Source organism: Sporolactobacillus terrae (genome assembly GCF_019930545.1).
Lineage (GTDB): Bacteria > Bacillota > Bacilli > Bacillales > Sporolactobacillaceae > Sporolactobacillus > Sporolactobacillus terrae.
Genome location: NZ_CP082837.1, coordinates 169,518 through 196,114, shown reverse-complemented (window position 1 = coordinate 196,114; position 26,597 = coordinate 169,518). Strand labels below are relative to the sequence as shown.

The window sequence follows — 26,597 nt, the reverse complement described above, 5'->3', positions numbered from 1 at the left end:
ATTATTCGGCTGCAAAGTCAGTGAGTAAATAAGCCATATGCACACTGCCGTTTACATAATCATTCATTCGAATCGATTCATTCGGTGCATGCGCTTTTGATTGAACCCAGCCGACACCGGTGCTCACAATCGGCAGATGCAGGTATTCATTGAAGACATACATTGGACCGGTGCCCGCCGAATTGGGATACATGATGGCTTCATGCTCATATGCCTCTTCGGCTGTTTTCTTAACTAGGTTCAAGAACGGATCATGAATGTCTGAACGGTAGGCACGTTGCGATTCAATCAAGTCAACGGTAATGTCTGAGAATCCATGGCGGGCAAGATGACGCTTGAAGCAGGCAAGCAAATGCTCCCCGGTCTGTCCCGGAACCATCCGGCAATCGATCTTCACCTTTGCCTCCTTAGGAAGCACCGTTTTCGCACCTTCACCGGTATAACCGCTCACCATCCCGCAGATTGTAAAGGTTGGCGCAAGCATCAGCGCATCTTGCGCTACCTCGCCTCGCGCGGCCGTAATCAGCGGCCGCGTGATCTTATAGGTATCCCGCAATGCCTCTTCCTCAAATGGAATGGCGCGGACAAGTTTGATCAGTTCTTCATCCGGCGCTTCGATTTCATCGTAAAAGCCTTCAACGGTAATGTCGTTGTTCTGATTTTTCATGCTGCTGAGGGCCTGGACAATCCGCCATGCCGGATTGTCCACAACCGCAGCCAGTGAGGAATGAAGATCAATGGCTGCACTCTTGGCATGAAATTCATAATAAGCCGATCCCTTAATCCCTGCATAGAGCTGAACACGTTCTTTGGCATCGGTACTGCCAAATTCCCAAATACAGGCATCTGACTGGAAGAGCTCTGCATACTTTTTCAAATAAACAGGCAGACTTGGACTGCCGATCTCTTCCTCACCTTCAATAAGAAACTTAACGTTGCACGGGAGTCCGCTCGTTTCCTCAAGTGCTTTGATCGCTGCAATACGCTGCATCAGCGTGCCTTTATTATCAGCCGTACCGCGAGCGTAGAGAATGCCCTCCTTGAGCGTTGCCTCAAAGGGTTCAGAATCCCATTCATCGAGCGGATCCGGCGGCTGAACGTCGTAGTGATCATAGAAAAGCAACGTCTTCGCCGTATTGCCGCCATCGCCTGCCGGCAAGAATCCGTAAATCACAGGATTGCCGCCAAGATCATCCAGCACTTTCACCTCAGCACCGATTCCGGTCAGCAGATCACTCACGAAGGCAACGGTTTCCGGAATGGCTCGATGCTGCGCCGATACCGACGGCAGGTTTAAATAGTGATCCAAAAGCTCTAACGATTGGTTTGCTTGGTCATGCACGGCATGCTTTAATTGTTCTCTCATGTTGTTGCTCATCATTCATCGCTTCCTCATCGTAGTTTCGCGTCGAACGCGCATTGCTCGATCCTTGCCTCTCGAAAGACTCGCGTTTCCTGAAAAAATTTAAACAGCTGACTCAAAGTGAGCAGCTGTTTAAATAAAGACCATTTCAATGGTAACGAATTATTTCTTATAAGCCCATTTCTGGAAATTAGCTACTGTACCTGGCCAATAAGCTGACGCACCGCCGTATGCAAGATCTTTGCTCTTTACAACCACTTCATGGTCGGAATAAAGCGTAATGACCGGCATATCATTCTCCCAGATTTTTTGCAGATTGCTGTAAATCGTTTTACGTTTTGCACTGTCTGGTTCTTCTTTACCTTGAGCAATCAATTTAACTGCTTCCGGATTATTGTATTTCATGAAGTTGTAAGCCCCGTTTGGTCCGTACAGAGCCGAAACATCCGGGTCAAGGTTGAATGTAAATCCGATCAGGAGCAGGTCAAAATCACCAGCCTTACCTTTTTGCATGATCGTTGGGAAGTCATACGTTGTTTCTTTAACTTTAACGCCGATTGCTTTGAAGTTCTGGACGATGATGTCGGCAGATTGTTCACGTACTTTGTTTCCGATTGGTACAACGAAGTTCAGCGTCTTGTTGAAGTCCCATCCGGCATCCTTCAGCATTTGTTTTGCTTTCTTAGGATCGTACTTGATTACGTTTGTGCTCTTATCAAGATAAGGGCTCTGTGATGTGTATGGTCCGTCGACAATTTCGCCGTTTCCTTTGAGCAGTTTGTCTACAATTTGCTGACGGTCAATCGCATAAGCAAGTGCTTGACGGACTTTTGCATTTGGCAGCGTCTTGGTGTTGTACTGCATCGTTTGGAATCCGATCTGCGGATGAATTTCCGTTGTTACATTTTTCAGCTTCTTCGCTGTTTCAACATCTTGGAACGGCAAGTTGCCGATACCGCCGGATGTATTCGCTTGAATCGATCCGGATTGAAGTTCACTTAACAGGTTTGGTGCCTGCATGATTTTGATAAAGAATTTAGGTGTTTTTGGTTTACCAAGATAGTAGTCATTGTTTGCTTTGTATTGAATGTACGTATTCTTGTTATAGGTAACAAATTTATAAGGTCCGTTGGTTACATTCGGTGCCTGTACATATTTGCTCTTTGAAAAATCTTCAGGAGCGATATCTTTGAGCACATGTTGCGGCATCGTAATAATCTTCGTACCGATCATTTCTTTGATGTAGTTCGGGTCAACCGGCTTCTTTGTTTTGAAGGAAACCGTATGTTCGTCAATCTTTTTCAAGTTCGGGATCGTTTTCGCGCCGCCCGTTAATTTACCGTTATCGTCAAGTCCGGTCAGTGTCGAAATGTTCGAGCCTACGGCAACTTCAGTTTTTGGGTTTGCAATTAAATTAAAGGTAAACACAACGTCATCCGCGGTTACCGGTTTGCCGTCGGTCCACTTTGCCTTCGGATTCAGTTTAATTGTATAGGTCTGATTGTCCGATGTATCAATCGATGTTGCCAATTTTGGCTGGAATTTCAATGGTGAGGTCATGTCAAGGAAAGCATCCAGCATGACGCGGATCGCGAACTGACCGCCAATATCCCCGGTATTAATCGGGTTAAATCCACCCGGAGGATTGACCGTACCAAGGTAAATCGTGTCTTTTGTCTTACCGCCCGATGTGCCTGAACTGCCGCCACCACATGCGGCAAGAAGCAGAAGAGACATCACCATTAATGAGGTAATCATATAATTCAGAATACGTTTTGGCGTCGATTTGTGTCGTTTCATTGTGTTGTTTGCATCCCCTTTTTTATCTGAATTTATTTCGCGTTCTGCGACTCAATGGCGTCGCGGAGACCGTCACCGATAAAGTTTACCGAAAGAACGGCCAGCAAGATCATCAAGCCCGGCGGAATCCACAGCCAAGGCTGTGAGGAAAGTACCGTGATCGATTCCGCCTGTGTAAGCATGTTCCCCCAACTTGCTGCCGGGGGCCGAACTCCCATCCCAAGGAAGCTTAAGGATGCTTCCATGATGATGGCCGAAGCGACACCGAACGTTGCGTTTACTAAGATTGGTGCGAGTGCATTCGGAAGGATGTGCTGAAAAAGAATCTTTGGCGTCGAATAGCCGAGTGCAACACCTGCCTTTACGTAATCCATTTCTTTTATTGAAAGCACACTGCCCCTGACTAAGCGGGCAATGGCCGGCCAACCAAGAAGACCAATGACAAGCGTGATGTTAAACAAGCTTGGTCCGATGATACTCACCAGCACAAGAATGACCATAAAATACGGGAAAGACATAAACACATCGGTCAAACGCATGATGAGCATATCGACCCAGCCGCCAAAATAACCGGCAACCAGACCGAGTACAATGCCAATGGCAACATAGATCGCAACGGCGCCAATACCAACAGCGACCGAGACTTGTGCACCAAAGATCAGTCGACTCATCACATCACGGCCGACCGGATCGGTGCCCAGCCAGTGTGCTGCAGATGGCGGTGCCTCAAATTCATTGAAAATTTTTGCCGGATCTTGAGGCGCGATCACCGGTGCCAAAAGAGCAATTAACAGGATTAAGAGAAAGACAACAACGCCTACACATGCAAGGCGATGCTTTAAAAATCGCCGCATAACCATATGCAGATAGGTTTCTTCTTTTTCGAACTGAACGGCCATCTGCCCAGTTTCCGTACCGGCCATTTCCGGCACGTTCTTGTTCGGATTTAATTTCATCCCCATGTGACCTGATCCTCCTTAGTCGTACCGTATTCTTGGGTCCGCGACAGCATAAAGGATATCTGTCAGCAAGTTTGCAAAAAGTACGGTACATGCTGCAAGCAGATTAATCGCCATCAGTGTCGAATAATCCCGGGACGTAATCGATTGAATGGTGAGCAGTCCGAGACCCGGCCATTGGAAGACCTGCTCGGTAACGATCGCACCGCCAATCAAGAGTGGAATGTCAATCCCGATTACGGTGATGATCGGGATTAAGGAATTCCGAAGGGCATGTTTATTTGTGATCAAAAATTGTGACAATCCCTTTGCTTTAGCGGTTCGCAAATAATCTTTGCCCAGCACATCCAGCATACTGGAACGAACATAGCGAACCATGTTGCCGCCGATCCCAGTTGCCAGTACCAGAACCGGAAGCACAAGGTGATTGAACGTATCGATAAAGCTGCCATCTCCGCCGAGCGTGTTCATACTTCCGGTTGGGAACCAGAGTAATTTGCTGGCAAAGACATAAATAACACCAAGTCCTAAGAAAAAATGCGGTACCGAGATACCGAAGAATGAAAAACCGGTAACGAGGTAATCAATCCACGAATTTTGCTTTCGCGCACAGATAATGCCGAGCGGAATCGCAATCAAATAGCCGACAATCAGTGAAACGCCCATCAGCAGAACGGTTGGACCAACATGAGCCATCAGAATCTGTGTCACCGGTTCACGCGTTGAATAGGAGAATCCGAGATTGCCATGCAATAGTTGAACAATCCAATTCCAATATTGTACCCAGATCGGCTGATCAAGACCTAGGGCATGTTTTGTCGCTGCGAGTTGTTCAGGTGTCGCGGACGGATTGACCATCATATCGACCGGATTTCCTGGAGCAAGATTAATAATGAAAAAGTTCAGTATGGTTACCCCGAAAAGCACGGGAATGGCGATCAAAATTCGCCGTATGATGTATTGAAGCACCTAAAATCCTCCTTTCAAACTTTTCCTTCATCAATAGGGAAGTGACAAGCAACAAGATGGTCTTTACCGGTTAATCCCGGAGCCTTCTCACGGCAAATATCCTTTGCGAAAGGACAACGTGTATGGAACACGCAGCCCTTCGGCGGATTGGCAGGGCTTGGAACATCGCCTTCAATGACCATCTGAGTACGATTACGCTCATGCGGGTTCGGTATCGGATAAGCATTCAGCAGAATTTCCGTATACGGATGTTTCGGATGCTCGAAAATTTCCCGTGTCGTTGCCAGCTCCATAACCTTGCCCAAATACATCACCGTAATTCGATCGCTGATGTACTTCACGGCGCCAAGACCATGAGCAATAAACACATAAGTCAAATTCAAGCTTTTTTGAAGATCCTTAAGCAAGTTAAGTACCTGCGCCTGAATCGACACATCGAGTGCGGAAACCGGTTCGTCGCAGATAATCAATTTTGGTCTCAGCATCAGTGCTCGAGCAATACCGATACGCTGGCGCTGACCACCGGAAAATTGATGCGGATAACGGTTTTTGTATTGTTTTGGAAGCCCCACAATTTCCATGATTTCATTAACTTTCTTTTCTGCTTCCGCCTTCGTTGCCATCTTGTGTGCGAGCAACGGTTCCGCAAGCAAGTCGCCGATGCGTTTTCTTGGATTCAATGAAGAATAGGGATCCTGAAAGATGATCTGCAGATCGGTGCGCAGCTTACGCATCTCTTTTTGCGAGACCGTTGCCAAATCTTTGCCCTGAAAGAGGACTTGTCCGGCTGTCGGATCTTCCAGTCGCACTAAGGAACGGCCCGTTGTGGATTTGCCGCAGCCGGACTCGCCGACAATTCCCATCGTCTCACCAGGGTAGATATCGAAACTGACATCATCAACAGCCTTGACGTAACCCACTGTCCGCGAAATAACGCCCTTTTTAATTGGATAATACTTTTTCAAATGCCTGACTTGAAGTAATGGCTTTTCCTGATCCAGCGGCATGTTCACGAGCTCACTTCCTTTTCAGCGTGCTGCTTTTCAGCATGTTTCTTTTCATAATCCTTTTCTTCCTCTTCATAGAGAAAACAGCGAATACTGTGAGCCTGTTTGTCTTCAATCGGTTTGAGCTCCGGCTTTTCAGCCAGACAACGCTTCATCGCATGCGGGCAGCGATCGTAAAAGCGGCAGCCCTTCGGCATGTTGCGGGCACTCGGCACTGATCCCGGAATGGAATTAAGACGCATATCATCCGGATTGGTAATATGCGGGATTGATTTCATCAAGCCGAGCGTATACGGATGTTTGGGATTATCGAACAACGTATACACATCGGTTTCCTCAACGACCTGTCCTGCATACATAACCGCGACCTTATCCGCCATTTCCGCAACAACGCCGAGGTCATGCGTAATCAAAATGATCGCTGTGTTGGACTCTTCGCGCAGTTTCTTCATTAACTTAAGGATTTGTGCTTGGATCGTTACATCGAGAGCGGTTGTCGGTTCATCGGCAATCAGCAGTTTCGGTTTACAACTGAGCGCCATGGCAATCATTACACGCTGCCGCATTCCTCCGGACAGTTTGTGCGGATATTCATCAATGATGCCTTCTGCTCGCGGAATACCGACTTTTTTCAGCATCTCAATGGCATAGCTGCGTGCATCCGCCCTTGAATAGTTCATATGTAAGCGGATGCCTTCGGTAAGCTGATCGCCAATGGTAAGCACAGGATTGAGTGAAGTCATCGGTTCTTGGAAAATCATTGAAATATCATTTCCACGAATCTTGCGCATTTCCGCCTCGCTTGCGTGCGCAAGATCTTTGTCTTCGAAACGAATCGACCCTTCGGTGACAGAACCGTTTCGATCAAGCAGATGCATGATCGACAGAGAGGTGACGGATTTCCCGCAGCCGGACTCGCCAACAAGGCAAATCGTTTCCCCCTCTTTCAAATCAAAGCTCACTTCGTCAACGGATGTAACCGGGCCTTTATCCGTTTGGAATTCAGTTTTAATCTTGTCTACCTTTAAGAGTTCACCCAATGCGTTGTCCCTCCTTATTATTTTCCGGCAGCTGCAAATTCGGTAAGTTCCGGTATATCGCTGTTGCACAAATACTGGTTAACCAGCGCCAAGAATGCCTTTCCCGCAACCAGCATCACCCGTTCATCAAAGTTGAACTTCGGGTGGTGATGCGGGTAGCTGGCGCCGACTTCAGGATTGCCGGCACCGGAGAACCAGAACATGCCCGGTTTCTTCAAAAGATAATTTGAGAAATCTTCGCCGCCCATTTGAGGGGCTAATTCGACGGCTGTACCTTCGCCGAAGGTTTGATCCATGACTTTTTTGAACACATCGGTTTCTTTTTCATGATTGTAGACCGCAGGATAACCGTCTCGATAATCAACAGAACCTTGTGCATGGTAAGCAGCACAGACATTTTCAACAATAGAGGCGAGTTCTTTTTTTACCTTCTCACGCACTGCGGGGTCAAAGGTTCGTACGGTTCCTTCCATCGTTGCCGTATCGGCAATCACGTTCGGCGCCACGCCGGCGTTAAATTTCCCAATCGTTACAACTGCCGCCTGCTGTGGATCAACTTCCCGGCTGACGATCATCTGAATTTGGTTGACGACCTGCGAAGCAACAGCGACCGAGTCAATCGACAGATGCGGTGCCGAACCATGACCTCCTTTCCCTTGGATATGGATTTTTAAATAGTCGGCTGCAGCCATGAAATAGCCTTTGCGGTAGCCGATTGTGCCAAAGGGAACGGTGCTCCAAAGATGCGTTCCGAACACCAGATCAACCTCTTCAAGGCAACCATCCTTAATCATGGCCTGGGCGCCCCCCGGTGGAAATTCCTCTGCCGGCTGGTGCAGCAGCACAACATCTCCGGCAAGTTCTGCGCGATGGGCTTGAAGCACTTTTGCCGTACCAAGGAGGGTCGCGGTATGCCCGTCGTGGCCGCATGCATGCATGACATTCGGAACCTTTGATTTATAGGGAACATCGGTTTCTTCGTTGATCGGAAGTGCATCGAAATCAGCGCGCAGGGCAACGGTCAGTCCCGGCTTTTCGCCGTGGATGCGGGCGACAATGCCAAAACCGCCCACATGCGTTTGAATGTCGGTAATACCGAAACGCTTTAATTTTTCTAAAATAAATGCGGACGTTTCTGCTTCTTGCGTTGAGAGTTCCGGATGTTGGTGCAAATATCTGCGCCATTCCACCATTGTTTCGTATTCTTTTTCTAAGTCATCAGACCATGACGCGCTCATTTTCTGACCCCCTGTATTGATTTAATAATCTGCAGTGCACAACAATAAAAATAATAATCTATTTTCAGAATTCGGAAAATCTATAACGCAATTATAATCAACAAAAATCTAATAGTCAAAAAAATTCTTAATATAATAAATCATTTTTATGTTATTTATGTCATAATTTCTCACATATAATGCGGATTCTACATTAAAAAAATTTTTTAATCCGCATTTTTTAGAATTCAAGAGAATTATTTGTTGAAACATGATAGAATTTATTACAATAATAATAAATTATTACGAATGAAACAATACAAAAAAGAACAAATTGTCTAAATTAATGGTTCGGTGTATTCTTAATTTGTCATTTTTAATGATTCGCTTGCTCCATTCCGCACATCGATAAAGGTATGACTAACAAGGGGAGATCACCATTGAACGAAAAGAATAATACAGACACCAGTGAAGTCATCCGCCAATTACGTGCTGTTCCTGCTGTGCAGCAAGCATTGTCTTTCCTTGCTGAGGACAATGCCCGCACAACCACTGAGCAAATTGCGTTGACTGCTGTACCCGCGCCGCCATTTAAAGAAAACGCCCGTGCCGCTTGGATGGCGGAGCGTTTTCATGCACTAGGGCTGAAATCCGTTTATACTGATAAAGAAGGAAATGTACTTGGCCTGCTTCCGGGAAAATCTAGTGAACAGAAAATCGTTGTTTCCGCTCACTTAGATACGGTTTTCTCGGAAGATACGTCCATTGATCCAATGGTGAAAGACGGCGTTGTTTATGCGCCGGGGATCGCCGATGACGGCCGCGGGCTGGCGGTGCTGCTCACCTTGATTCGCGCACTCATCACTTCTGAAATTAAACCGCAGCACACGCTCCTGTTTGTCGCTACGGTCGGCGAAGAAGGCCTTGGCGATTTACGCGGCGTTAAATCCTTGTTTCAAACAAGGAAGGACATCGGCGGATTTATTTCGATCGAGCCGGGGACGCCGGAACGGATCACGGCAACCGCAGTCGGCAGTCATCGCTACAGAATCGTAGTCAAAGGCCCCGGTGGCCACAGCTTTGGCAATTTTGGTACCCCAAGCGCGATTCATGCACTTGGGCGCGCAATTGCCAAAATCAGTGAACTCACAGTACCAAAAAATCCGGTCACTACGTTCACAGTGGGTACGGTGAGCGGCGGTACGTCCATCAATTCTATTGCCGAGCACGCTGAGATGGGGCTCGACATGCGTTCGGTCGCCCAAGATGCACTGCTTGAATTAGAAAAACACGCATTGGCCTGCGTCCGCCAAGCGGTTAAAGAAGAAAACGCGCGCTGGAAAAAAACGGACTTGATTCAGGCAGAAATCGAGCGTGTCGGCGAACGTCCTGCCGGAACGCAGAAAAAAACAGACCCTGCCGTTCAGACAGCGGTTGCGGCAATTCGCTCCTTCAATCTACAGCCCCAGCTTGAACCAATGAGCACCGATTCCAATGTCGCGATCCATTATGGCATCCCCGCACTGACCTTGAGCGGCGGCGGCAGATGCGGCGGCATGCATACACTTGCGGAGTATTATGACCCGAAAGATGCTTATGTCGGTGCACAGGCCGTGCTCTTAACAGTACTCGGCTTTTCAGGCGTTGAAAATACCGTGCCGTCTGTTCTGTTTGCAACCTAAAAATGCACGTTTAGCTTTCGTTCACTAATCAGTGAAACCATATAAAAGGAGTCTTCACATTGCCAAATAGCGTTACAGATACTGAACTCGAACAAAAATTGATTGATTGCCGCCGTCAGCTGCATGAACATCCGGAGCTGTCGTTTGAAGAATATGAAACAACGAAGGCGCTGAGAGGTTGGCTTAACGAGGCGGGCGTTGAAACGCTTGAACTTCCGCTTGAAACCGGCGTGCTGGCCGTCATTCGCGGCGCAAAGCCCGGCCCGGTCATCTGCCTGCGCACAGATATTGACGCGCTGCCCATTCAGGAGGAAACGGGACTTCCTTTTGCTTCAAAAGTTCCGGGCAAGATGCATGCTTGCGGACACGACTTTCATACCGTATCCATTCTTGGCGCAACACTGCTGCTTAATGAACGCAAAGCAGAGTTGGAAGGTACCGTCAAGGTCATCTTCCAGCCCGCTGAGGAAAACGGCGGCGGTGCGCTCAAGGTCCTCGAAACCGGCGTACTCGATGATGTACAAGCCATTTTCGGTATGCACGACATGCCGCATCTGCCGACAGGAACGATCGGCATCAAACCCGGGCCGCTCATGGCTGCCGTTGATAAATTTACGATTGATGTTGAGGGAATTGGAACCCATGCAGCGGCACCTGAAAAAGGGATCGATTCGATTGTCGTCGCCTCACATATCATTACCGCACTGCAATCCATTGTTGCGCGCAATGTCTCGCCGCTGAACAACGCAGTCATCAGCGTCACACGTCTTGAAGCCGGAAACACTTGGAACGTGCTGCCGCAAACCGCTCAAATGGAAGGCACCGTGCGTACCTTCCAAGAGCATGTTCGCGATGGTATCCCGGCAAAGATGCAACGTGTCGTTGAAGGCGTTGCTGCAGGACTTGGCGCCAAAGGAACTCTGCATTTTACAAAACTTGGCCCGGCAACAATTAACAATGAAAAACTAGCGGAATGGTCCATTGACACCGCGAAGGCTTCAGGGCTCAACGTGATCACACCGACACCGTCTACAGCGGGCGAAGACTTTGCCGAATACATGAAAAAGATACCGGGCGCCTTCTACTTTATGGGTGTATCCGGAACCTCGGGACTCCATCATCCTGATCTGATCATTGATGAAAAAGCCATTCTTCCTAGTGCTAAATTTTTTGCGAATCTTGCCATCGCTATGGTTAAAAAAGTACGTGCGTTGTAATAAAAGGATCGATCCCAAAAGCTAACTGATGATGCGCGCAGTGCCCCTTTTGGAACCGTCTCCGTCATTCAAAATCACAAAGCTTGTTAAGCGCGATCAAGAAGAGGGTATCACATCGTCATCGACGTTGAGATACCCTCTTCTTTGTTTTACCCTTTACGATTCCCGTACCTTTTTCACTTTACTCAGATAGCGGTAAATTGAAGCTTCCGACGTACACAACTCTTGAGCAACAATGCTGACAATCCCTTTTAACAGAAAAATGCCGTTCTCGTTTAATTTCTCAATAATCGCAATCCGTTCCTCCTGAGACATACGCTCCGGAGGAATGTTTACCCCACCGACAATCTCTTTAATGCTTTCTTTGGCCAAGTCCTCAATCGACGGACTCAGATGTTCGACGGCCGGCGGCTTTTCTTTCTTCTTTTCGATCGGCCGCTGCACGCCGACAAATTGACTCAAGTAGGCAATGACACGCTCCATTTTTCGATAGTCACTATTAATACAGAGCATGCCGATAATATCATCTTTCGTGTTTCGTATGAAGAATGTTGACGAGCGCAGTACCGTTCCATCTTTCGCCACACCTTCATAATTGGTGATATAGCTTTTATTTTTGGCGCGGCCCTCCTTCAACATCTTCAACATTAAATTGGTCACTGGAGCGCCGAGCTCGCGACCGCTTAAATTCGTTTTACCGATCGCGACCACCGAATGTTCAAGATCAGTCACGTCATGAAGAATGATCTCAGTATCATCTCCAAGAACCTCACTTAGAAACCCAACCAACGCTCTGTAACAGTCTAATTCCGCGTTAATAAAATCACCGCCCTTACTTCTCAAAACGTAAAAAATATAATAAATAATTATTGTAATGATAAATGATTCACACTTATTTTTCAACTGCACATTTGCTGTTACATTGCTTACAAAGATGCGTGTGCCGATCGTTTCCCTGCCGCATTTCGAGACACTTCACGCCATGCATAGATACATATGGCGCACCAAATGAACAAAAAGGAAAGGAACTGGATCCGATCCATCGATTCATGAAAAAGAAACACCCCAATCAGAAAAGCAGATGAAGGCGTCATATATTGGAAGAATCCAATCATTGTCAAAGGAATCCGCTTCGCTCCTTCAGCGAACCAGATTAAGGGAAGTGCAGTCAGAATTCCGGCACCGATCAGCAGAAGTGCGGTTGTACCCGAAAAAGCGGTCTGCAGGCCGGAGGTTGTATAAGTATGAACCGTAAGCACAACGACAGCAATCGGAACGATAAGCAGCGTCTCAATGCTCATCCCGATCAATGCATCAAGCTTAATGATTTTTTTACAAAAGCTGTACATACCTGACGTTGCTGCAAGAGCCAGCGCAAGCCACGGGACGACGCCAAAATGAACGGTCACCAGCAGGACACCTGTAAAAGCAAGTGCAAGAGAAAGCCATCCCCAGGCATCACTCCGTTCCTTAAAAAATAGAATCCCGATCAGCATACTCACAAGCGGAATCATGAACAAACCAAGACTTGCATCTAAGACATGCTGATGGCCAACGGCCCATACATAGAGCATCCAATTTGTGCTGATTGCCAGTGAACCGGCAAAGACAATGAGCAGTTGTTTCGGTTGATGAATGAGCTCTATCGTTTTCAGACATAAGCATCTAAATCGTCTGCGCAAGGCAATGACAAGCATCATAAATACAAAAGCCCAAATGATTCGATGCGCAAGCACTACCCATGAAGGGATTGCTGCAAGCCATTTCCAATAAACCGTGAGAAAGCCCCATATGGAAAAGGCTGAAAAAGTATAAATGATTCCAAGACGACGATCAGACAATACATTCACGCCCCACTCTGCTCAATTCAAGAGGATTACAGCCCCAGTTCATCGTGCTTCTCCCCCATCAGCGCAGAAAGTCAGCAGCGATTTTCTTATAGATCTGAATGGAGTCAAAGAATGGCTGACGCGCCACATATTCATTGGGCTGATGAGCAGCCGGCGGGTAGCCCGGACCAACGACCGCAATCGGAAACGCTTTTTTTACTTGTGAAAAAAAAGCGCCATCGGTATACCCCGAAAATCCATAAGGTTCAATCGTCTTCCCACGAACCTCCTCGACGACCTGAACCAGCTGTTTCACAAAAGGATCATCTTTTGCTGTTTTAACCGGGTGCATGTCGTTAAGAATCTCGATCGTCGTTTTTAATTGTGGAATATCTTTTTGGACGGCATCAATGATCGCTTGTATCGACGCAATGATCGCTTGATGATTTTGCGAGGGCAGCGTTCGCATGTCAATTTCCACGGTACACTTATCGGCAATAACATTGGTACCGTTTCCACCACGGATTACATCAATGCTAGAGGTCGGCTCGCTGAGCAAATCATCCGGTTCAAACGTGAATCGAAACTCCGATTGAAATTTCGAGAGAAGCGCAATCATATGTTCATTGGCATTAATCCCGCAGCTCGGTGTTGAACCATGTCCCGTTTTTCCATATGTAGCTAAGCGCAGCCACAAAGCGCCTTTCTCAGCAATAGACACTTCATTATCCGTCGGTTCGCCGATCAGCACCGCATCAAGGTCGTCTGCATAACCACGCTTGACCAGCTGCTCGGCGCCAATTGATGACGTTTCTTCACCAACGGTCGCGATAAATTTAAGGGTTCCTTTAAACGGCGTCCCCTCTTCTTTCAATGCAATGAGTGCTGCGATCATCGCGGCAAGACCGCTTTTCATATCGGAAGCGCCTCGTCCATAGATCTTGCCGTCCACTTCTTCTGCTCCAAACGGATCATGATCCCAAGCGATCTCTCCGACCGGTACAACATCCATATGTCCGGTAAATGCCAGTGTCTTGCCAGGCTCCGCGCCTTTTAGTTCCGCGATCAGCTGATGCCGCTTTTCACCATAGACAATGACTTCGCTCGGAATCCCCGCCGCCTCAAAGGTTTTCTGAATAAGCGCCGCAGCCTCCGCTTCATTTCCCGGCGGATTGGTGGTATTTATTTTCAATAATTTTTTTAGCAGCGCTAGCGCTTTCTCATCGTTCATCGCCAATTCCTCTTCTCTTAAGCTGTAATCTGTTGTGTTTATAAGTTGTTTTAAAACGCTGGCATACAAACGTATTGGAGCATCGATTCGATAAGAAGCGATGCTGTGTCCATAAACCGCCAGCATCGCTTCTTTCACAATGAATACCGCCAAAAACAGCATTCGATGGATTAAGTATAACAAAATTCAAACAATTTAGGCAGTCGTTTGCTTGAATCGTCTAAAAGTTTTCGAATTATACGAACAAAAATGAGATAGTCTGGGCAAAAATGTTGCAATGTTACGAATTTAGAGGAATCTGTTACGATTTCCACGATTACTGCTTGTGTGATGGGTTCGTGTCTTCTCCGCTTGCCAAGGGCGCACCGCGAGCCGCCTCAGACAGGGGGTCTCGCTGGCACGCATCAGGACGCGGTGTTCTACCGAACCACCTACACTCGTTTCCTGAAATCTTTTATTTTCTATACTTTCTTACCAGTGTAAAAGCTCCTGCCTTAACTGGCAGGAGCTCGTCGATTAAGAAAGTCTTGTTTTAAAATTTTCGTAGTTAAACGTTTTGATCGTCTGCAGCCCCTCTTGTTCGCTGTACTTGACAAGCGAGGGCAGCGCGATGCCGTTGAAGGTATTGTTTTTGACCATCGAATAGATGGCCATATCACAGAAGACAAGACGGTCGCCGACTTTGAGCGGCTGATCAAAGGAATAGTCGCCGATCACATCGCCGGACAGGCAAGTTGGCCCGCCAAGACGATAGGTAAAGGCACGTTCCCCGGGCTTTCCTGCATCAAGGATCTCAGGCCGATAGGGCATTTCCAGTACATCCGGCATATGACAGGTCGCCGAAGTATCCAGAATGGCAATCGGCATTCCATTTTCAAACACATCGAGAACGCTAGCCACAAGATAGCCGCTATTCAAGGCCACCGCTTCGCCCGGCTCCAAATAAACATCAATGGCATACTTTTCTTGCACCGATGTGATGCAGCGTTCGAGCCGTTCCAGATCATAACCCTTGCGTGTGATGTGATGACCACCGCCAAAGTTGAGCCACTTCATGCCTTTGAGGTATTGGCCAAACTTGCGTTCCACAACCTTCAGCGTATGTTCCAGCGCATCCGAATTCTGCTCACATAACGTATGGAAATGCAGTCCGTCAAGTCCCTCCAGGGCGTCCGGATCAAAATTTGTTTCCGTAACGCCCATGCGCGAGTATGGCGCGCAGGGATCATAAAGTCCGGTCTCAACCTCCGAATATTCGGGGTTGACACGCATGCCGCATTCAATCACCCGAGGTGCCTGCTTCACCTGGTCTTTAAAGCGCGCCCACTGGCTGAATGAGTTAAAGACGATGTGATCGCTCACCTCGAGAATTTCAGCGAAGTCCTTTTCATCGTAAGCGGGTGAGTAGATATGCACTTCCTTGTCCATCTCTTCACGGCCGAGCCGTGCTTCGTACAAGGAGCTGGATGCAACCCCGCTCAAGTAGCGGCCGATCAGTGGGTAAAAGGCGAACATTGAAAAAGCCTTTTGTGCAAGCAGGATCTTGCAGCCGGTCCGCTCCTGCAGTTGTTTCAAGCGTTCAAGATTTTTCACAAGCAGATCTTCATCAACAATGTAACTTGGCGATGGAGCCGCAGTAAAATCGATAGCCATTGGCAAGCTCCTTAATCGATTAGCGTTGGCGCAAATTCTTCATGCCACGGCAAACCAAATTGATTCAACGCATCCATAAACGGATCCGGATCGAATTCTTCAATATTGTAAACACCCGGTCGTTTCCATTTTCCGGTCATCACCATTGCTGCACCAATCATCGCCGGTACACCGGTTGTATATGAAATCGCCTGAGAACCGACTTCTTTGTAGCATTCCTGGTGATCGCATACGTTATAAACATAATAGGTGCGCGGCTTGCCGTCCTTGACGCCTTGGAAGATGCAGCCGATATTCGTTTTGCCCTTTGTACGCGGTCCAAGTGATGCCGGGTCTGGTAAAACGGCTTTCAGGAATTGCAGCGGAACGATTTTCTTTCCTTCAAATTCGATTGGTTCAATGGAAGTCATGCCGACGTTTTCCAAAACTTTAAGATGCGTCAGATAGCTTTGACCAAAGGTCATCCAGAAGCGAATCTTTTTAATGCCATTAATGTTTTGCGCAAGGGATTCCATTTCCTCATGGTGAAGCAAGTAGATGTCTTTCGGTCCGATCTGTGGAAAATCATAGACGCGTTTGATCGCCATTGGTTCGGTTTCAATGAATTGACCATTTTCAAAGTAACTGCCGTTCGCGGTTACTTCACGAATGTTGATTTCCGGATTGAAGTTAGTCGCAAATGGATAGCCGTGGTCGCCGGCGTTAGCGTCGAGAATATCGATTGAATGAATTTCATCAAAGTAGTGTTTCTGAGCATATGCAGAGAATACACCGGTCACGCCCGGATCAAAACCGCTGCCGAGTAGTGCGGTGATGCCGGCTTCTTTGAAGCGGTCACGATACGCCCATTGCCATTTGTATTCGAATTTGGCCGTATCTTCCGGCTCGTAGTTTGCCGTATCCACATAGTCTGTTTTCGTTGCCAGACACGCATCCATAATCGTTAGATCCTGATAAGGGAGCGCGACGTTGATTACAATATCCGGGTTCACCTTTTCAATCAATGCAATCAATGCCGGAACATGATTTGCATCTACCTGTGCGGTCGTAATTTTTGTCTTACCGCCGTCCAACTTTTCTTTGAGGGCATTACATTTGGAAAGTGTACGGCTTGCGATACAAATTTCTTCAAATACCTCTGAATTCTGGCAGCACTTATGTGCTACAACCCCTGCGACGCCGCCTGCGCCGATCATCAATGCTTTACCCAATTTACGAACGCCTCCTTAAAAGTAGCCTGTCCACTGCAAGGACTCATTAATAATGGATCAGACACATTTATTCCATTTCTTCAAGCATCCGCTTGACATAGTTCGGCAGTGCAAATGCGCCGACGTGAATTTTATCATTATAATAGCGGGTTTTCAGGTTTCGTGCCTTCCATTTTTGTGCATCAAAGTCCTGAAGCGGATGACCGTGCTTCGACGCAAAGCCAAACAGCCAGTGGCCAGATGGATAGGTTGGAATATGCGCCTGATAGACACGACTGATCGGGAAGGAATCAACGATCCGCTTATGGGCGCGCTGCATTGCAATCGCGTCAACCGGATAGAATGGGCTTTCATGCTGGTTGACCATTGCCCCGGTTGCCGTAAGCGCCTTGAAACAGTTTCCATAGAATTCCTTTGTAAAAAGGCCTTCACCAGGACCAAAAGGATCGGTTGAATCGACAATAATCAAATCGTATTCATCCTTTTTTGAACGAACAAATTTCAAACCATCCGCCTCGTGAATGATCACGCGCGGATCATCTAATTTGGCTGCGGTTTGCGGCAAATATTTTTTACATGCTTCAATGACTTGCGCATCAATTTCAACTAAATCAATTTGCTGGATTTCCGGATAGCGGACAAGTTCGCGGACCGCACCGCCGTCTCCCCCGCCGATCACCAGCACCTTTTTCACCTGTGGCAAGACGGCCATCGGCACATGGACGATCATTTCATGATAGATGAATTCGTCCTTCTCCGTCAGCATCATATACCCGTCAAGGGTCAAAAAGCGCCCGAATTCAAGCGAATCGAAAATATCGATCCGTTGAAACTCGCTTTGCGCGCTGTACACTTGTCGGTCAACCTTAATCGACAGTTTCACGTTATCTGTGTGTTTCTCTGTAAACCATAAGTCCAAGCCGTTCACTCCTTCACTGTCTGGATTGCGTTGACGTGACTGTCTTGTGTACCGGTAAGAAAACAGCCCTTTTCCTTCGCATACTGAATATATTCAAGTACCTTGGCCGTCACTTTTTCGCCCGGAGCGAGGATCGGAATCCCCGGCGGATAGCACATCACGAATTCGCCGCAGATCCGTCCAAGACTGTCCTCAAGTCTTGTCGACTCACTTTCCGCATAAAAGGCCTCTTGAGGGGCAAGAATGACTTCCGGACGAATGTATTCCTGGCTTAACATACCGGTCCGATCCTTGGCATAGCGCCGCTTAATCTCCGACAAGGCCGACACGAGCCGTTCGAGATCCATGATCCGATCGCCGATTGAAAGATAAGCAAGAATATTGCCGATATCGCCGAACTCGATTTGGATATCGTATTCATCGCGGAGAAGGTCATAAACTTCAATGCCGGCAAGACCGATATCCCGCGTCAGCACGGACAATTTCGTACGGTCGAAATCATAGATCGAATCGCCGTTGATCAGTTCCTCGGCGTACGCGTAATACCCGCCGATCTGATTAATTTCTGCACGCGCGTACTCGGCCATCTGAGCCACTTTCTCAAAAATCGCGCGGCCGCGCAAGGCGAGATTGCGGCGCGATATGTCCAGAGAAGAAATCAGCAGATAGGAGCCGCTTGTCGTCTGCGTCAAATTGATGATCTGACGGACATAACCCTCGCTTAATCCGTTAACAAGCAAGAGCGAGCTCTGCGTCAGCGAACCACCGGATTTATGCATGCTGACTGCAGCCATATCGGCGCCGACCGACATCGCCGAGGCTGGAAGCCCTTCGCCAAAATAAAAGTGCGTCCCGTGCGCTTCATCAACAAGTACCAGCATGTTGTGCTGATGCGCCAGTTCCGTAATCGCCTTTAAATTTGAGCAAATGCCATAATAGGTTGGGTTATTGATTAAAACCGCTTTGGCATCCGGATTTTCCAGAATTGCTTGCTTCACATCGGCAACCGACATGCCAAGTGAAATACCAAGTTCGTGGTTCACGCCCGGGTTGACGTAAACGGGAATCGCTCCACTCAGAATCAGCGCATTAATCGCACTGCGATGCACGTTGCGCGGCATAATCATTTTTTCACCGCGTTTGCAAGCACTCATCACCATGCTCTGCACAGCGGAGGTTGTTCCGTTCACCATAAAAAAGGCGTGTTTCGCCCCGAATGCTTCAGCCGCCAGTTCTTCTGCTTCTTTGATCACCGACACCGGGTGGCACAGATTATCAAGCGGTTTCATTGAATTCACATCAACGGTCAGGCATTTTTCTCCAAGAAAATCGGTTAATTCACGATTCCCCTTGCCTCGTTTGTGTCCCGGCACATCAAAAGGCACGACCCGCATCGCTTTATAGCGATTCAGCGCCTCAAGGACAGGCGCGCGTTCTTGTGATAAATTCATAAGCAGCACTCCAATAATTAAAAAATATTCGCCCCGCTGTAGATCTCAATCATTTCCCTGCGGAGATTGCTGCTGATCTTCAAACGTTCCTTCGGCGGGATTTCAAGTACATCGCGATTAAACAAATAGTTCTGTAAATCAAGTTCTTTAATAAGCATTTTGGTATGGAAAAGATTGGCTTGATAAACATTAATGTCAACGGCATCATAATTCTCAAGTGTTTCGTCATCGATATAATTTTGAATCGATGTTATCGGATGATCCATGAACAATTTCTTTCCATCGACATCGCGTGTAAACCCGCGTACGCGGTAATCCGCCGTGATGATGTCGGAATCGAAACTGCCGATCAAGTAATTGAGTGTATTCAATGGGGAGATTTCCCCGCATGTGGCCACATCGATGTCAACGCGGAACGTGGCAATCGCCGTGCCCGGATGAAATTCCGGATAGGTATGCACCGTTACATGGCTCTTATCCAGATGGCCGACAATGGTGTCCGCATAGTGCCCGAGATTGCATGAGCGATCAATTTGATCCTTTGGGAACTCCTGCTCAGCAATCAGTACGGTAACACTCGCACCTTGGGGATCGTAGTCTTGTTTGCTGATATTGAGCACATGCGCACCGATCATCTCCGTGACATGGCAAAGAATATGGGTCAGCCGCTCTGAATTGTACTGTTCATCAATGTAGGTAATATAATCGCGTTGCTCACGTTCACTCTTCGCATAGCAGACATCGTAAATATTAAAACTTAGTGACTTCGTGAGGTTGTTGAAGCCGTACAATTTCAGTTTGTTTTCCAACCCTATCCCCACAACCTTTCCCGGTTCTCTACTCACAATCGATGGCATTCGCTACAAGAAAAAAATAAGCCGCTACGGCGATAATTGTCGAATCGTCACACACATAAAAATCTAATTTAATTATATAGACAACCCGATTCAAGTCAAGAAAAAATAATACACAGCAAAAACCAATTTCTTCTATTATTTATATCCATCTCATCGATCGAAATACAAAAAAACGTGTGAAGAAAAAACGACCCGCCAAGTTAAAAAGAATCCGCCCAAAGTTAAAGCGAATTCCCAAAAAGTTAAAGCGAATTCCCAAAAAGTTAAAGCAAATTTCGCAAAAGTTAAAGCGAATTTCGCGAACCTTATAGAGGGTCCATACGAAGAATAGGTCAAAAACAAAAAAGCGGCAATCCGCCGCTGTTAATCAAGTTTAACGTGATGAAGCATTGTTCCAAAAATGGTTGGCCAGTCTTTTACTTTTGCAACGGCTTTGCGCTGCTGGATATAAACCGGATCATTGGCGATGCGCGTGAGCCGTTCACACTCACGAATCAACAGCTCCGGATCTGATTGATCCAGGCAAAGATAGCTTCCCTCTCGTTCATATTTTTTCGTCGAAGGCAAATGAATCCCGACCGCTGCTTTTCCCGAAGCAAGAAATTCAAACAATTTTAACGGAAAAACAGCATGATTATAAGGCGATGCTTTATACGGCATCAGTCCGATCGTCACTTGCTGCATGTAATGCGGCACCTGATCCGCAGGTACTGCGTCTACCCAAGTCACATTCGGACGTGCAAGCAGTTGTTTGAAATTCGGATCGCCATGGGTACTGTCCGGACCAACAAGCAGAATCGTCCAATCCGGTTTACGGCAGGCAACGGCATCCAAAAGGGCGAAATCCAACTTGGGCTTCATCCCGCCAATGTAGCCGAGCACGGTTCGCGCATTCTTTGTCGGCTTGCCTGCCGCCTCGAACATCGCGTAATCCACCCCATTCTCAAACGTTCGGACGCGGCTTTGCTTGGCGACCGGCAGCTCTTGATCGGTGACGTGATGCAAGTCATCCGACGTGCAGAAGATCAGATCGGCACGCGTGACAATTCGATGCTCCGATTGAGCAATCACGCGTCTTCGCATTCGGCGCGCAAGGGACAGTCGGCCGCTGATCGGCGCTGCCCACAGATCGCTGCGGTCATACACGACACGTTCCCAGCGCAGCAAATGGCTCAAGCTTGGAAAGCCCGGAAATGTATACCACAAATACAAATGGAAACGCCCCTGATAAATCTGCAACCGATGAACGAGCTGCTTCAGGCGCCGCTGGTGAAATAAGGGAAGGTAACGAGAAAAACGAAACGCCTTTTGCGGCAATAAATCGGTAACCGTCCACTGCTCGATACGCTGGCCCGCGCCGACCTTGTGATCCGTCTCGCGATGCGGCGCGGGACAAAGCCAGATTACGCGTTCGGTGTCACAACGAGACGCAAGAAATTCAGCGAGCCGATGGCGGCGATAGCGCAGTCCGTCCTGACTCCATCGCCCTGCACCAACAATGACATGTATGTCTTTCATCATGGTCTTCCTTTCCAGTCAGATGCTGATCATTCGCTTCATCAAGGCATGGGCTGCATAATGAACAAAATACCAGCAGGACGGGATCAGCGGCAAGCGTTCGACATTTCGGTAGACAAACCAGGTTTTCTTGGCCGCCTTCCATTTATTCCCTGACAGTGAGGTCTTCCCGCTGATTCGATATTCAGCCAGCACCTCATCCATCCCGTAAGCCACGAGTCCTGTTTTCAGCAAAGAAAGCCAAGTTGCCAAGTCCTGTCTGGAACGAAGATCAGGCATATGAAAAGTCCCGGTCTGCTTTCGATCGATCATCACCGTCAGACAGCCGACAATCGTATTTTTCAACATTCTTTTATAAGTCACACGCTTGGGTGCCGATACGATTTTGTTGAGCAAGTGCCCTTCTGCATCCATCAATTCATAGCCGGTAAAAGTAAATGCATACTGATGCATTTCCATGAACCGCAATTGATTTTCTAACTTTCTTGGCTTCCAGCAATCATCGCTGTCGAGAAAGGCAACATAACGGCCTTTCGCATGATCCAGCGCCGTATTCCGAGCAAAGGCCGCACCATGATTTTCCCCTAAAAAGATGGGGCGAATGCGTGTATCCTCTTTGGCCGCCTCGCGAAGCATCGCGCACGTCTGATCGGATGAAGCGTCATCGACAAGGATCAGCTCCCAGTACGGCCAAGTCTGTGCGCGTACCGATTGGATCGTTTGCTGAATCGTTTTTTCCGCGCAGTACGTCGGTGTGATTACCGAAATCAGAGTGTTGTCATCGTGTTCCGCAGCCATCATTATTCAGCTCCCCTCGCGTTATTTTTACGAATAAATTCCGGCAATGCCGCCGCGAGAAGCACAAGCGTCATTCCGATCACGGCACCAAGGACCGCCCGTTTCTTCGAAGATAAGGTTGTGACACTCGCTCCGCTGCTTGATACCTGCTCCAATTGCTGAGCCGGTCGCATCGTCAATTTTAAGCTTTGCAGTTTATAAACGAATCGCGTCCCCGCAGCAGCATCAGTTGCCGGCGCCTTTTCCTTTTCTAATTGTGAAAGCGTTTGATCGATTAATTTTTCCCTCCGGTTATAATGCTGCCGATCAGCATTAAGGAAGGCATCCGTTATGGCTTGCGCGCCATTCTTTGCCTCTTCCTTTGATGGCGCGCGGTAACGGAGCTGAATCAAACGATTGTTCAAATCGCGAATCTCCACTTTGCTCAGCAATTCTTGTTCATTTTGCGCCCACAGCTGCGGCAGCTGCTGCTGATAGAATGGCGCGTTGGTAAGCATTAGGATGACCGGATTCGTCTCGTTAAAAATGGGATCTTCATAGCTTCCCAATTGCACGGTTGCTTGCGCTTGATAAGAAGAAGGCATCGCGCCAACCGGTACGAGAAAACCGATGACGGCAAGTGCGGCAGGAAGGGCCAGCACCAGCCATAGATAGTGTTTTAAGCGTGTGGTAAACCGTTTCAGTAGATTCATTTCATCGACTCTCCCGACTTTGAAACTGAGCAAAGGACGCTTGCGCAGCAAATCACAAAACCTAAGAACACCCAATGAAAATACAGATTGCTGACTGAACTGGGGCTGATACTGGAAATGAGAAAGGCCGTCTGAGCAGTCAAACCAGTTTCCACAAGCATCCTTGCTTTTTGATCCGTTTGTTTTGCATGTGCTTTATATAAGTAGAAAAAGAGGACAAGATACATGACCAGATAACCGCCGCCGATCAGTAAGCCGAATGTCCCGGTAATCTCACCAAGCCAATGATGCACCTCGAAAATTTGATCGGTATTCGTGACCGGCTGCTGTTCAAGATAAACCGAAAGATTGCCTGCGCCGACGCCGAATCCATACGTATCCGTTAAATAGTGCCAAGCGCTTTGCAACAGATTCATCCGTACCGTATTTGAACTTGGATTCTCATTAACCGCATAAACGGCAGGTGCACGGATGATATGCTGCAGCATCTCCAGTAGTTTTCCCGAAAGAAGCAGTACACCTGCAGCTGCGAACAAGCCACCGCCCCACAAGGCTATTTTTCTGCCGTTTTTCGGCAGCATGAGGAGTGCATAGCAGGCAATCCCGCCCGCAACCCCCAGCAGACAAGCACGCGATTCGGTTTGGATAATCAGCCAGATCGACAGTCCGGCAGCGCATAGGCAGAGCAGCCGGGCAAACGGCTGTTTCACGTTTCGAAGCGCCGCTAAATAAAAAAAGACCGAAACGGAAAGCAGCAATGCAAAATCGTTCTGATTTGTGAATACGGCGGTAGGGTAGCCCTGTTTGTAGTTCGGCCCATTAAACAACGTTGACGTCGGCAGCTGAATGCGCGCAAAATGATTGACAAGCCCGATGACAATCAAGCAACCGCTCATCACCATCCAGACTGCATGAAAAGCGATCAACTGGCGCACGCGCGTAAATGTAAACACCGCAAGAAAAATGAACAGCATACCGATGCCGAGCAAGAACAGATATTTAATGCCCTCCGTAACCGACCACGCCCAGGTAAGCGAAGCCAGCGCATAGGCCATCCAAAAACAAAGAAAGAGCAGGACACCTTTGACCGGCGTCCTTACCCATTGCGCGCGCAATCCGCCGCTTTTCACCACATAGACAAGAAACACGACGACACTCGCAATTAAAAGGATTCTGTAAATAAAAAGCGTAAAGAAACCAATCGTTACGCGAAACACGATTTGATTTAAAAAGGTTGAGGCAACGAAGACATACATCATGCTTGTCAGCAGTACGGATGATGATGTATGCTCCTTTAAATAAAGCACGGCGATCAGCGCAACTGAAATCCAGCCGAGTGTGGCCACAAGCTGCAGCCATGTGTCTCCAATCCAATAAATACCCAGCAAACTAGCCGCCAGCAGCGCAATGAGAACGACATGTTCACGAATCGCGCGATGATCCTCCCGCTGCGCTCGCGGATTGTATTGCTGCGATCGGTTCATGGCTTCGCTAAACTCAAACGGCTTCACGTTTTCTCCGTTTCAAGGCACGCAAGGTCATCCGCAGCCCATCTTTGAGCGACACCTCAGGTTTCCAATGCAGCAGTTCTTTGGCCTTTTCGTTGGAAAGCATGCTGTGGCGAATATCGCCGCTGCGCTTCGGCCCATAGTAAACCTCCAGATCTGATCCGGAAACATCTTTCATCAACTGAAACAGATCGTTAATACTGATCGCCGTTTGCGATGAGACATTGACGCATAGATTTTCTTTAACGGAGAGGCCGGCAACAACGGCACGGGCCACATCTTCCACAAAAATAAAATCACGCGTTTGGTCGCCGTCGCCATAGATCATCGGCGGCGTTCCTTTTTGGATCCGATCGGAAAAGATCGAGACCACACCACCTTCACCATCCGCATCCTGACGCGGACCGTATACATTACTGAAACGTAAGATGCTAGAGCGTAAATCATAAAATTTTGCGAATAGATGTAGATAATTTTCTACCGTTCGTTTCGTTAATCCGTAAGGAGATTCCGGCTGCGTCGGATGCTCGGTTGTGACCGGAATTTCCAGCGGGTTACCATATACGGCCGCAGATGAAGCAAAAACGATTTTTTTCACATTGGAAAGACGTGCACCGTTCATGATATTCAGTGATCCGGTTACATTCGTCCGTTCATCAAACAGCGGATCGGCAACCGATTGCGACACGCTGATCTGCGCAGCCAGATGAACAATATAGTCCGGTTGAATCGATTTAACGACATTAATGACCGATGGATCGGCGATATCGCAAATATAAAGATCGACCGGGAGATTGGCAATATTCTCCCGACGCCCGGTAGAAAAGTTATCCATAACGGCAACGGCATAGCCTTTTTTTAGCAAGACCTCCACAACATGTGAGCCAATAAATCCGGCACCGCCGGTTACCAATACTTTTTCCATGGAAATCCCTCCTGATCGTAAAAGTCATCCAGTTTGTTAGCGGGCTCCGTCCCCGGTCAACAGGACTTTGACCGTGCGCAGCAAAATGCTGATCTCAAGCATTGGCGATAGGTTGCGGACATAGTACAAGTCATAAACGAGTTTTTCTTTTGGTGACAAATCATAGCCGCCGCTCACTTGGGCAAGCCCAGTTAGGCCCGGTTTCACCATCAGGCGGTTTTTAAATCCCGGAATCTCGCGATCAAATTTCTCGGTAAATACCGGTCGCTCCGGACGCGGACCGATCAGCGACATGTCCCCTTTGAGTACGGAAAGAAACTGAGGAAGTTCGTCAATACGTGTTTTCCGAATAAATCGACCGACCCGGGTAACGCGCGGATCATCTGCCTCCGCCCATTTTGCACCGCCGCGTTCGGCATCTTTTCTCATCGAACGAAGCTTGACCAATTTGAATCGTTTTCCACCCTTTCCGCAGCGTTCCTGAACGTAGAACGGCGATCCCGGCGTCTCCAAAACGATCAATAAGGCGAAAATGAAAATGATCGGTGCAGCAAGCACGATCCCGACTGAGCTAGCGAGCAGATCAAAGCCTCGTTTGATTGGCAGATACATTTTGATCCCCTCGGGGAGTGCAATTTGCGGCCGATTGACCATTGAATAGCCGCTGCACGCGCGTATTTCTTTTTCCGGCTTCACATGAAACACCTCTCCAGTTCATCACTACTTGCCTTTGAACTTGTTTCAATTATAG

Annotated in this window: 23 protein-coding genes; 2 read left to right on the top strand and 21 right to left on the bottom strand. The window is 47.9% G+C overall.

The features are described from left to right. Position 1: 1 nt before the first annotated feature. From K7399_RS00840 to K7399_RS00810, 7 genes are all read right to left on the bottom strand, one after another. On the bottom strand, positions 2 to 1,378 hold the full coding sequence (locus tag K7399_RS00840; RefSeq protein WP_028977058.1) for a M20/M25/M40 family metallo-hydrolase: 1,377 nt from the start codon (positions 1,376 to 1,378) through the stop codon (positions 2 to 4). Positions 1,379 to 1,525: 147 nt separating this feature from the next. Beyond that, positions 1,526 to 3,163, bottom strand: a complete 1,638-nt coding sequence (locus K7399_RS00835; protein WP_028983718.1) for an ABC transporter substrate-binding protein — start codon at positions 3,161 to 3,163, stop codon at positions 1,526 to 1,528. 32 nt (positions 3,164 to 3,195) lie between these two features. Then, positions 3,196 to 4,125 carry an oligopeptide ABC transporter permease gene (gene opp4C, locus K7399_RS00830; RefSeq protein WP_028977060.1) on the bottom strand — a complete coding sequence of 310 codons (930 nt, stop codon included), beginning with the start codon at positions 4,123 to 4,125 and terminating at the stop codon, positions 3,196 to 3,198. Between the two features lie 15 nt (positions 4,126 to 4,140). Next, positions 4,141 to 5,091, bottom strand: coding sequence for an ABC transporter permease (locus K7399_RS00825; RefSeq protein ID WP_028977061.1), 951 nt, complete (start codon positions 5,089 to 5,091; stop codon positions 4,141 to 4,143). Between the two features lie 14 nt (positions 5,092 to 5,105). Then, positions 5,106 to 6,098 carry an ABC transporter ATP-binding protein gene (locus tag K7399_RS00820; RefSeq protein ID WP_037563414.1) on the bottom strand — a complete coding sequence of 331 codons (993 nt, stop codon included), beginning with the start codon at positions 6,096 to 6,098 and terminating at the stop codon, positions 5,106 to 5,108. A gap of 2 nt (positions 6,099 to 6,100) precedes the next feature. Continuing rightward, a complete protein-coding gene (locus tag K7399_RS00815) occupies positions 6,101 to 7,138 on the bottom strand; it encodes an ABC transporter ATP-binding protein (RefSeq protein ID WP_028983720.1) in 1,038 nt (345 codons plus the stop codon). Between the two features lie 17 nt (positions 7,139 to 7,155). Further along, positions 7,156 to 8,376, bottom strand: a complete 1,221-nt coding sequence (locus K7399_RS00810; RefSeq protein ID WP_128166250.1) for a M20 metallopeptidase family protein — start codon at positions 8,374 to 8,376, stop codon at positions 7,156 to 7,158. A gap of 419 nt (positions 8,377 to 8,795) precedes the next feature. On the opposite strand from K7399_RS00810, the gene K7399_RS00805 reads away from it, so the two are divergent. Next, the gene (locus K7399_RS00805) at positions 8,796 to 10,037 is read left to right on the top strand and encodes a M20/M25/M40 family metallo-hydrolase (RefSeq protein WP_128166248.1); all 1,242 of its coding nucleotides are present in this window, start codon (positions 8,796 to 8,798) and stop codon (positions 10,035 to 10,037) included. 59 nt (positions 10,038 to 10,096) lie between these two features. After that, complete coding sequence (locus tag K7399_RS00800; protein WP_028977065.1) at positions 10,097 to 11,254, top strand: amidohydrolase; 1,158 nt, start codon at positions 10,097 to 10,099, stop codon at positions 11,252 to 11,254. A gap of 156 nt (positions 11,255 to 11,410) precedes the next feature. Here K7399_RS00800 and K7399_RS00795 read toward each other — a convergent pair whose 3' ends face one another. The 14 genes from K7399_RS00795 to K7399_RS00730 all read right to left on the bottom strand — a co-directional run bounded on the left by K7399_RS00795 (position 11,411) and on the right by K7399_RS00730 (position 26,542). Beyond that, the gene (locus tag K7399_RS00795; RefSeq protein ID WP_223362448.1) at positions 11,411 to 12,163 is read right to left on the bottom strand and encodes a helix-turn-helix transcriptional regulator; all 753 of its coding nucleotides are present in this window, start codon (positions 12,161 to 12,163) and stop codon (positions 11,411 to 11,413) included. 17 nt (positions 12,164 to 12,180) lie between these two features. Next, positions 12,181 to 13,104: an EamA family transporter RarD gene (rarD, locus tag K7399_RS00790; RefSeq protein ID WP_028977067.1), complete on the bottom strand. Its 924-nt coding sequence runs from the start codon at positions 13,102 to 13,104 to the stop codon at positions 12,181 to 12,183. Positions 13,105 to 13,162: 58 nt separating this feature from the next. After that, on the bottom strand, positions 13,163 to 14,452 hold the full coding sequence (locus K7399_RS00785; protein ID WP_223362447.1) for an ArgE/DapE family deacylase: 1,290 nt from the start codon (positions 14,450 to 14,452) through the stop codon (positions 13,163 to 13,165). A gap of 378 nt (positions 14,453 to 14,830) precedes the next feature. After that, positions 14,831 to 15,967, bottom strand: a complete 1,137-nt coding sequence (gene nspC / locus K7399_RS00780; protein ID WP_128166246.1) for a carboxynorspermidine decarboxylase — start codon at positions 15,965 to 15,967, stop codon at positions 14,831 to 14,833. An 11-nt stretch (positions 15,968 to 15,978) separates the two neighbouring features. Then, complete coding sequence (locus K7399_RS00775; protein ID WP_028977071.1) at positions 15,979 to 17,178, bottom strand: saccharopine dehydrogenase family protein; 1,200 nt, start codon at positions 17,176 to 17,178, stop codon at positions 15,979 to 15,981. Between the two features lie 67 nt (positions 17,179 to 17,245). Next, positions 17,246 to 18,097, bottom strand: a complete 852-nt coding sequence (gene speE, locus K7399_RS00770; RefSeq protein WP_128166244.1) for a polyamine aminopropyltransferase — start codon at positions 18,095 to 18,097, stop codon at positions 17,246 to 17,248. Between the two features lie 5 nt (positions 18,098 to 18,102). Continuing rightward, a complete protein-coding gene (locus K7399_RS00765) occupies positions 18,103 to 19,548 on the bottom strand; it encodes an aminotransferase class I/II-fold pyridoxal phosphate-dependent enzyme (RefSeq protein ID WP_028977073.1) in 1,446 nt (481 codons plus the stop codon). A gap of 17 nt (positions 19,549 to 19,565) precedes the next feature. Then, positions 19,566 to 20,357 (bottom strand): adenosylmethionine decarboxylase, encoded by a 792-nt coding sequence (gene speD / locus K7399_RS00760; protein ID WP_197021210.1) that lies wholly within the window; start codon positions 20,355 to 20,357, stop codon positions 19,566 to 19,568. 411 nt (positions 20,358 to 20,768) lie between these two features. After that, the gene (tuaH, locus tag K7399_RS00755; protein ID WP_223362446.1) at positions 20,769 to 21,926 is read right to left on the bottom strand and encodes a teichuronic acid biosynthesis protein TuaH; all 1,158 of its coding nucleotides are present in this window, start codon (positions 21,924 to 21,926) and stop codon (positions 20,769 to 20,771) included. A 15-nt stretch (positions 21,927 to 21,941) separates the two neighbouring features. Then, positions 21,942 to 22,724 carry a teichuronic acid biosynthesis protein TuaG gene (gene tuaG, locus K7399_RS00750; protein ID WP_028983727.1) on the bottom strand — a complete coding sequence of 261 codons (783 nt, stop codon included), beginning with the start codon at positions 22,722 to 22,724 and terminating at the stop codon, positions 21,942 to 21,944. Next, on the bottom strand, positions 22,724 to 23,413 hold the full coding sequence (locus K7399_RS00745; RefSeq protein WP_028983728.1) for a hypothetical protein: 690 nt from the start codon (positions 23,411 to 23,413) through the stop codon (positions 22,724 to 22,726). The genes tuaG and K7399_RS00745 overlap by 1 nt, the downstream gene beginning before the upstream one ends. After that, positions 23,410 to 24,924 carry a teichuronic acid biosynthesis protein TuaE gene (gene tuaE, locus K7399_RS00740; protein WP_128166242.1) on the bottom strand — a complete coding sequence of 505 codons (1,515 nt, stop codon included), beginning with the start codon at positions 24,922 to 24,924 and terminating at the stop codon, positions 23,410 to 23,412. Before tuaE ends, K7399_RS00745 begins: the two co-directional genes overlap by 4 nt. After that, the gene (locus tag K7399_RS00735) at positions 24,911 to 25,846 is read right to left on the bottom strand and encodes a GDP-mannose 4,6-dehydratase (protein WP_028983730.1); all 936 of its coding nucleotides are present in this window, start codon (positions 25,844 to 25,846) and stop codon (positions 24,911 to 24,913) included. Before K7399_RS00735 ends, tuaE begins: the two co-directional genes overlap by 14 nt. 36 nt (positions 25,847 to 25,882) lie before the next feature. Next, on the bottom strand, positions 25,883 to 26,542 hold the full coding sequence (locus K7399_RS00730) for a sugar transferase (RefSeq protein ID WP_037563407.1): 660 nt from the start codon (positions 26,540 to 26,542) through the stop codon (positions 25,883 to 25,885). Positions 26,543 to 26,597: the final 55 nt, after the last annotated feature.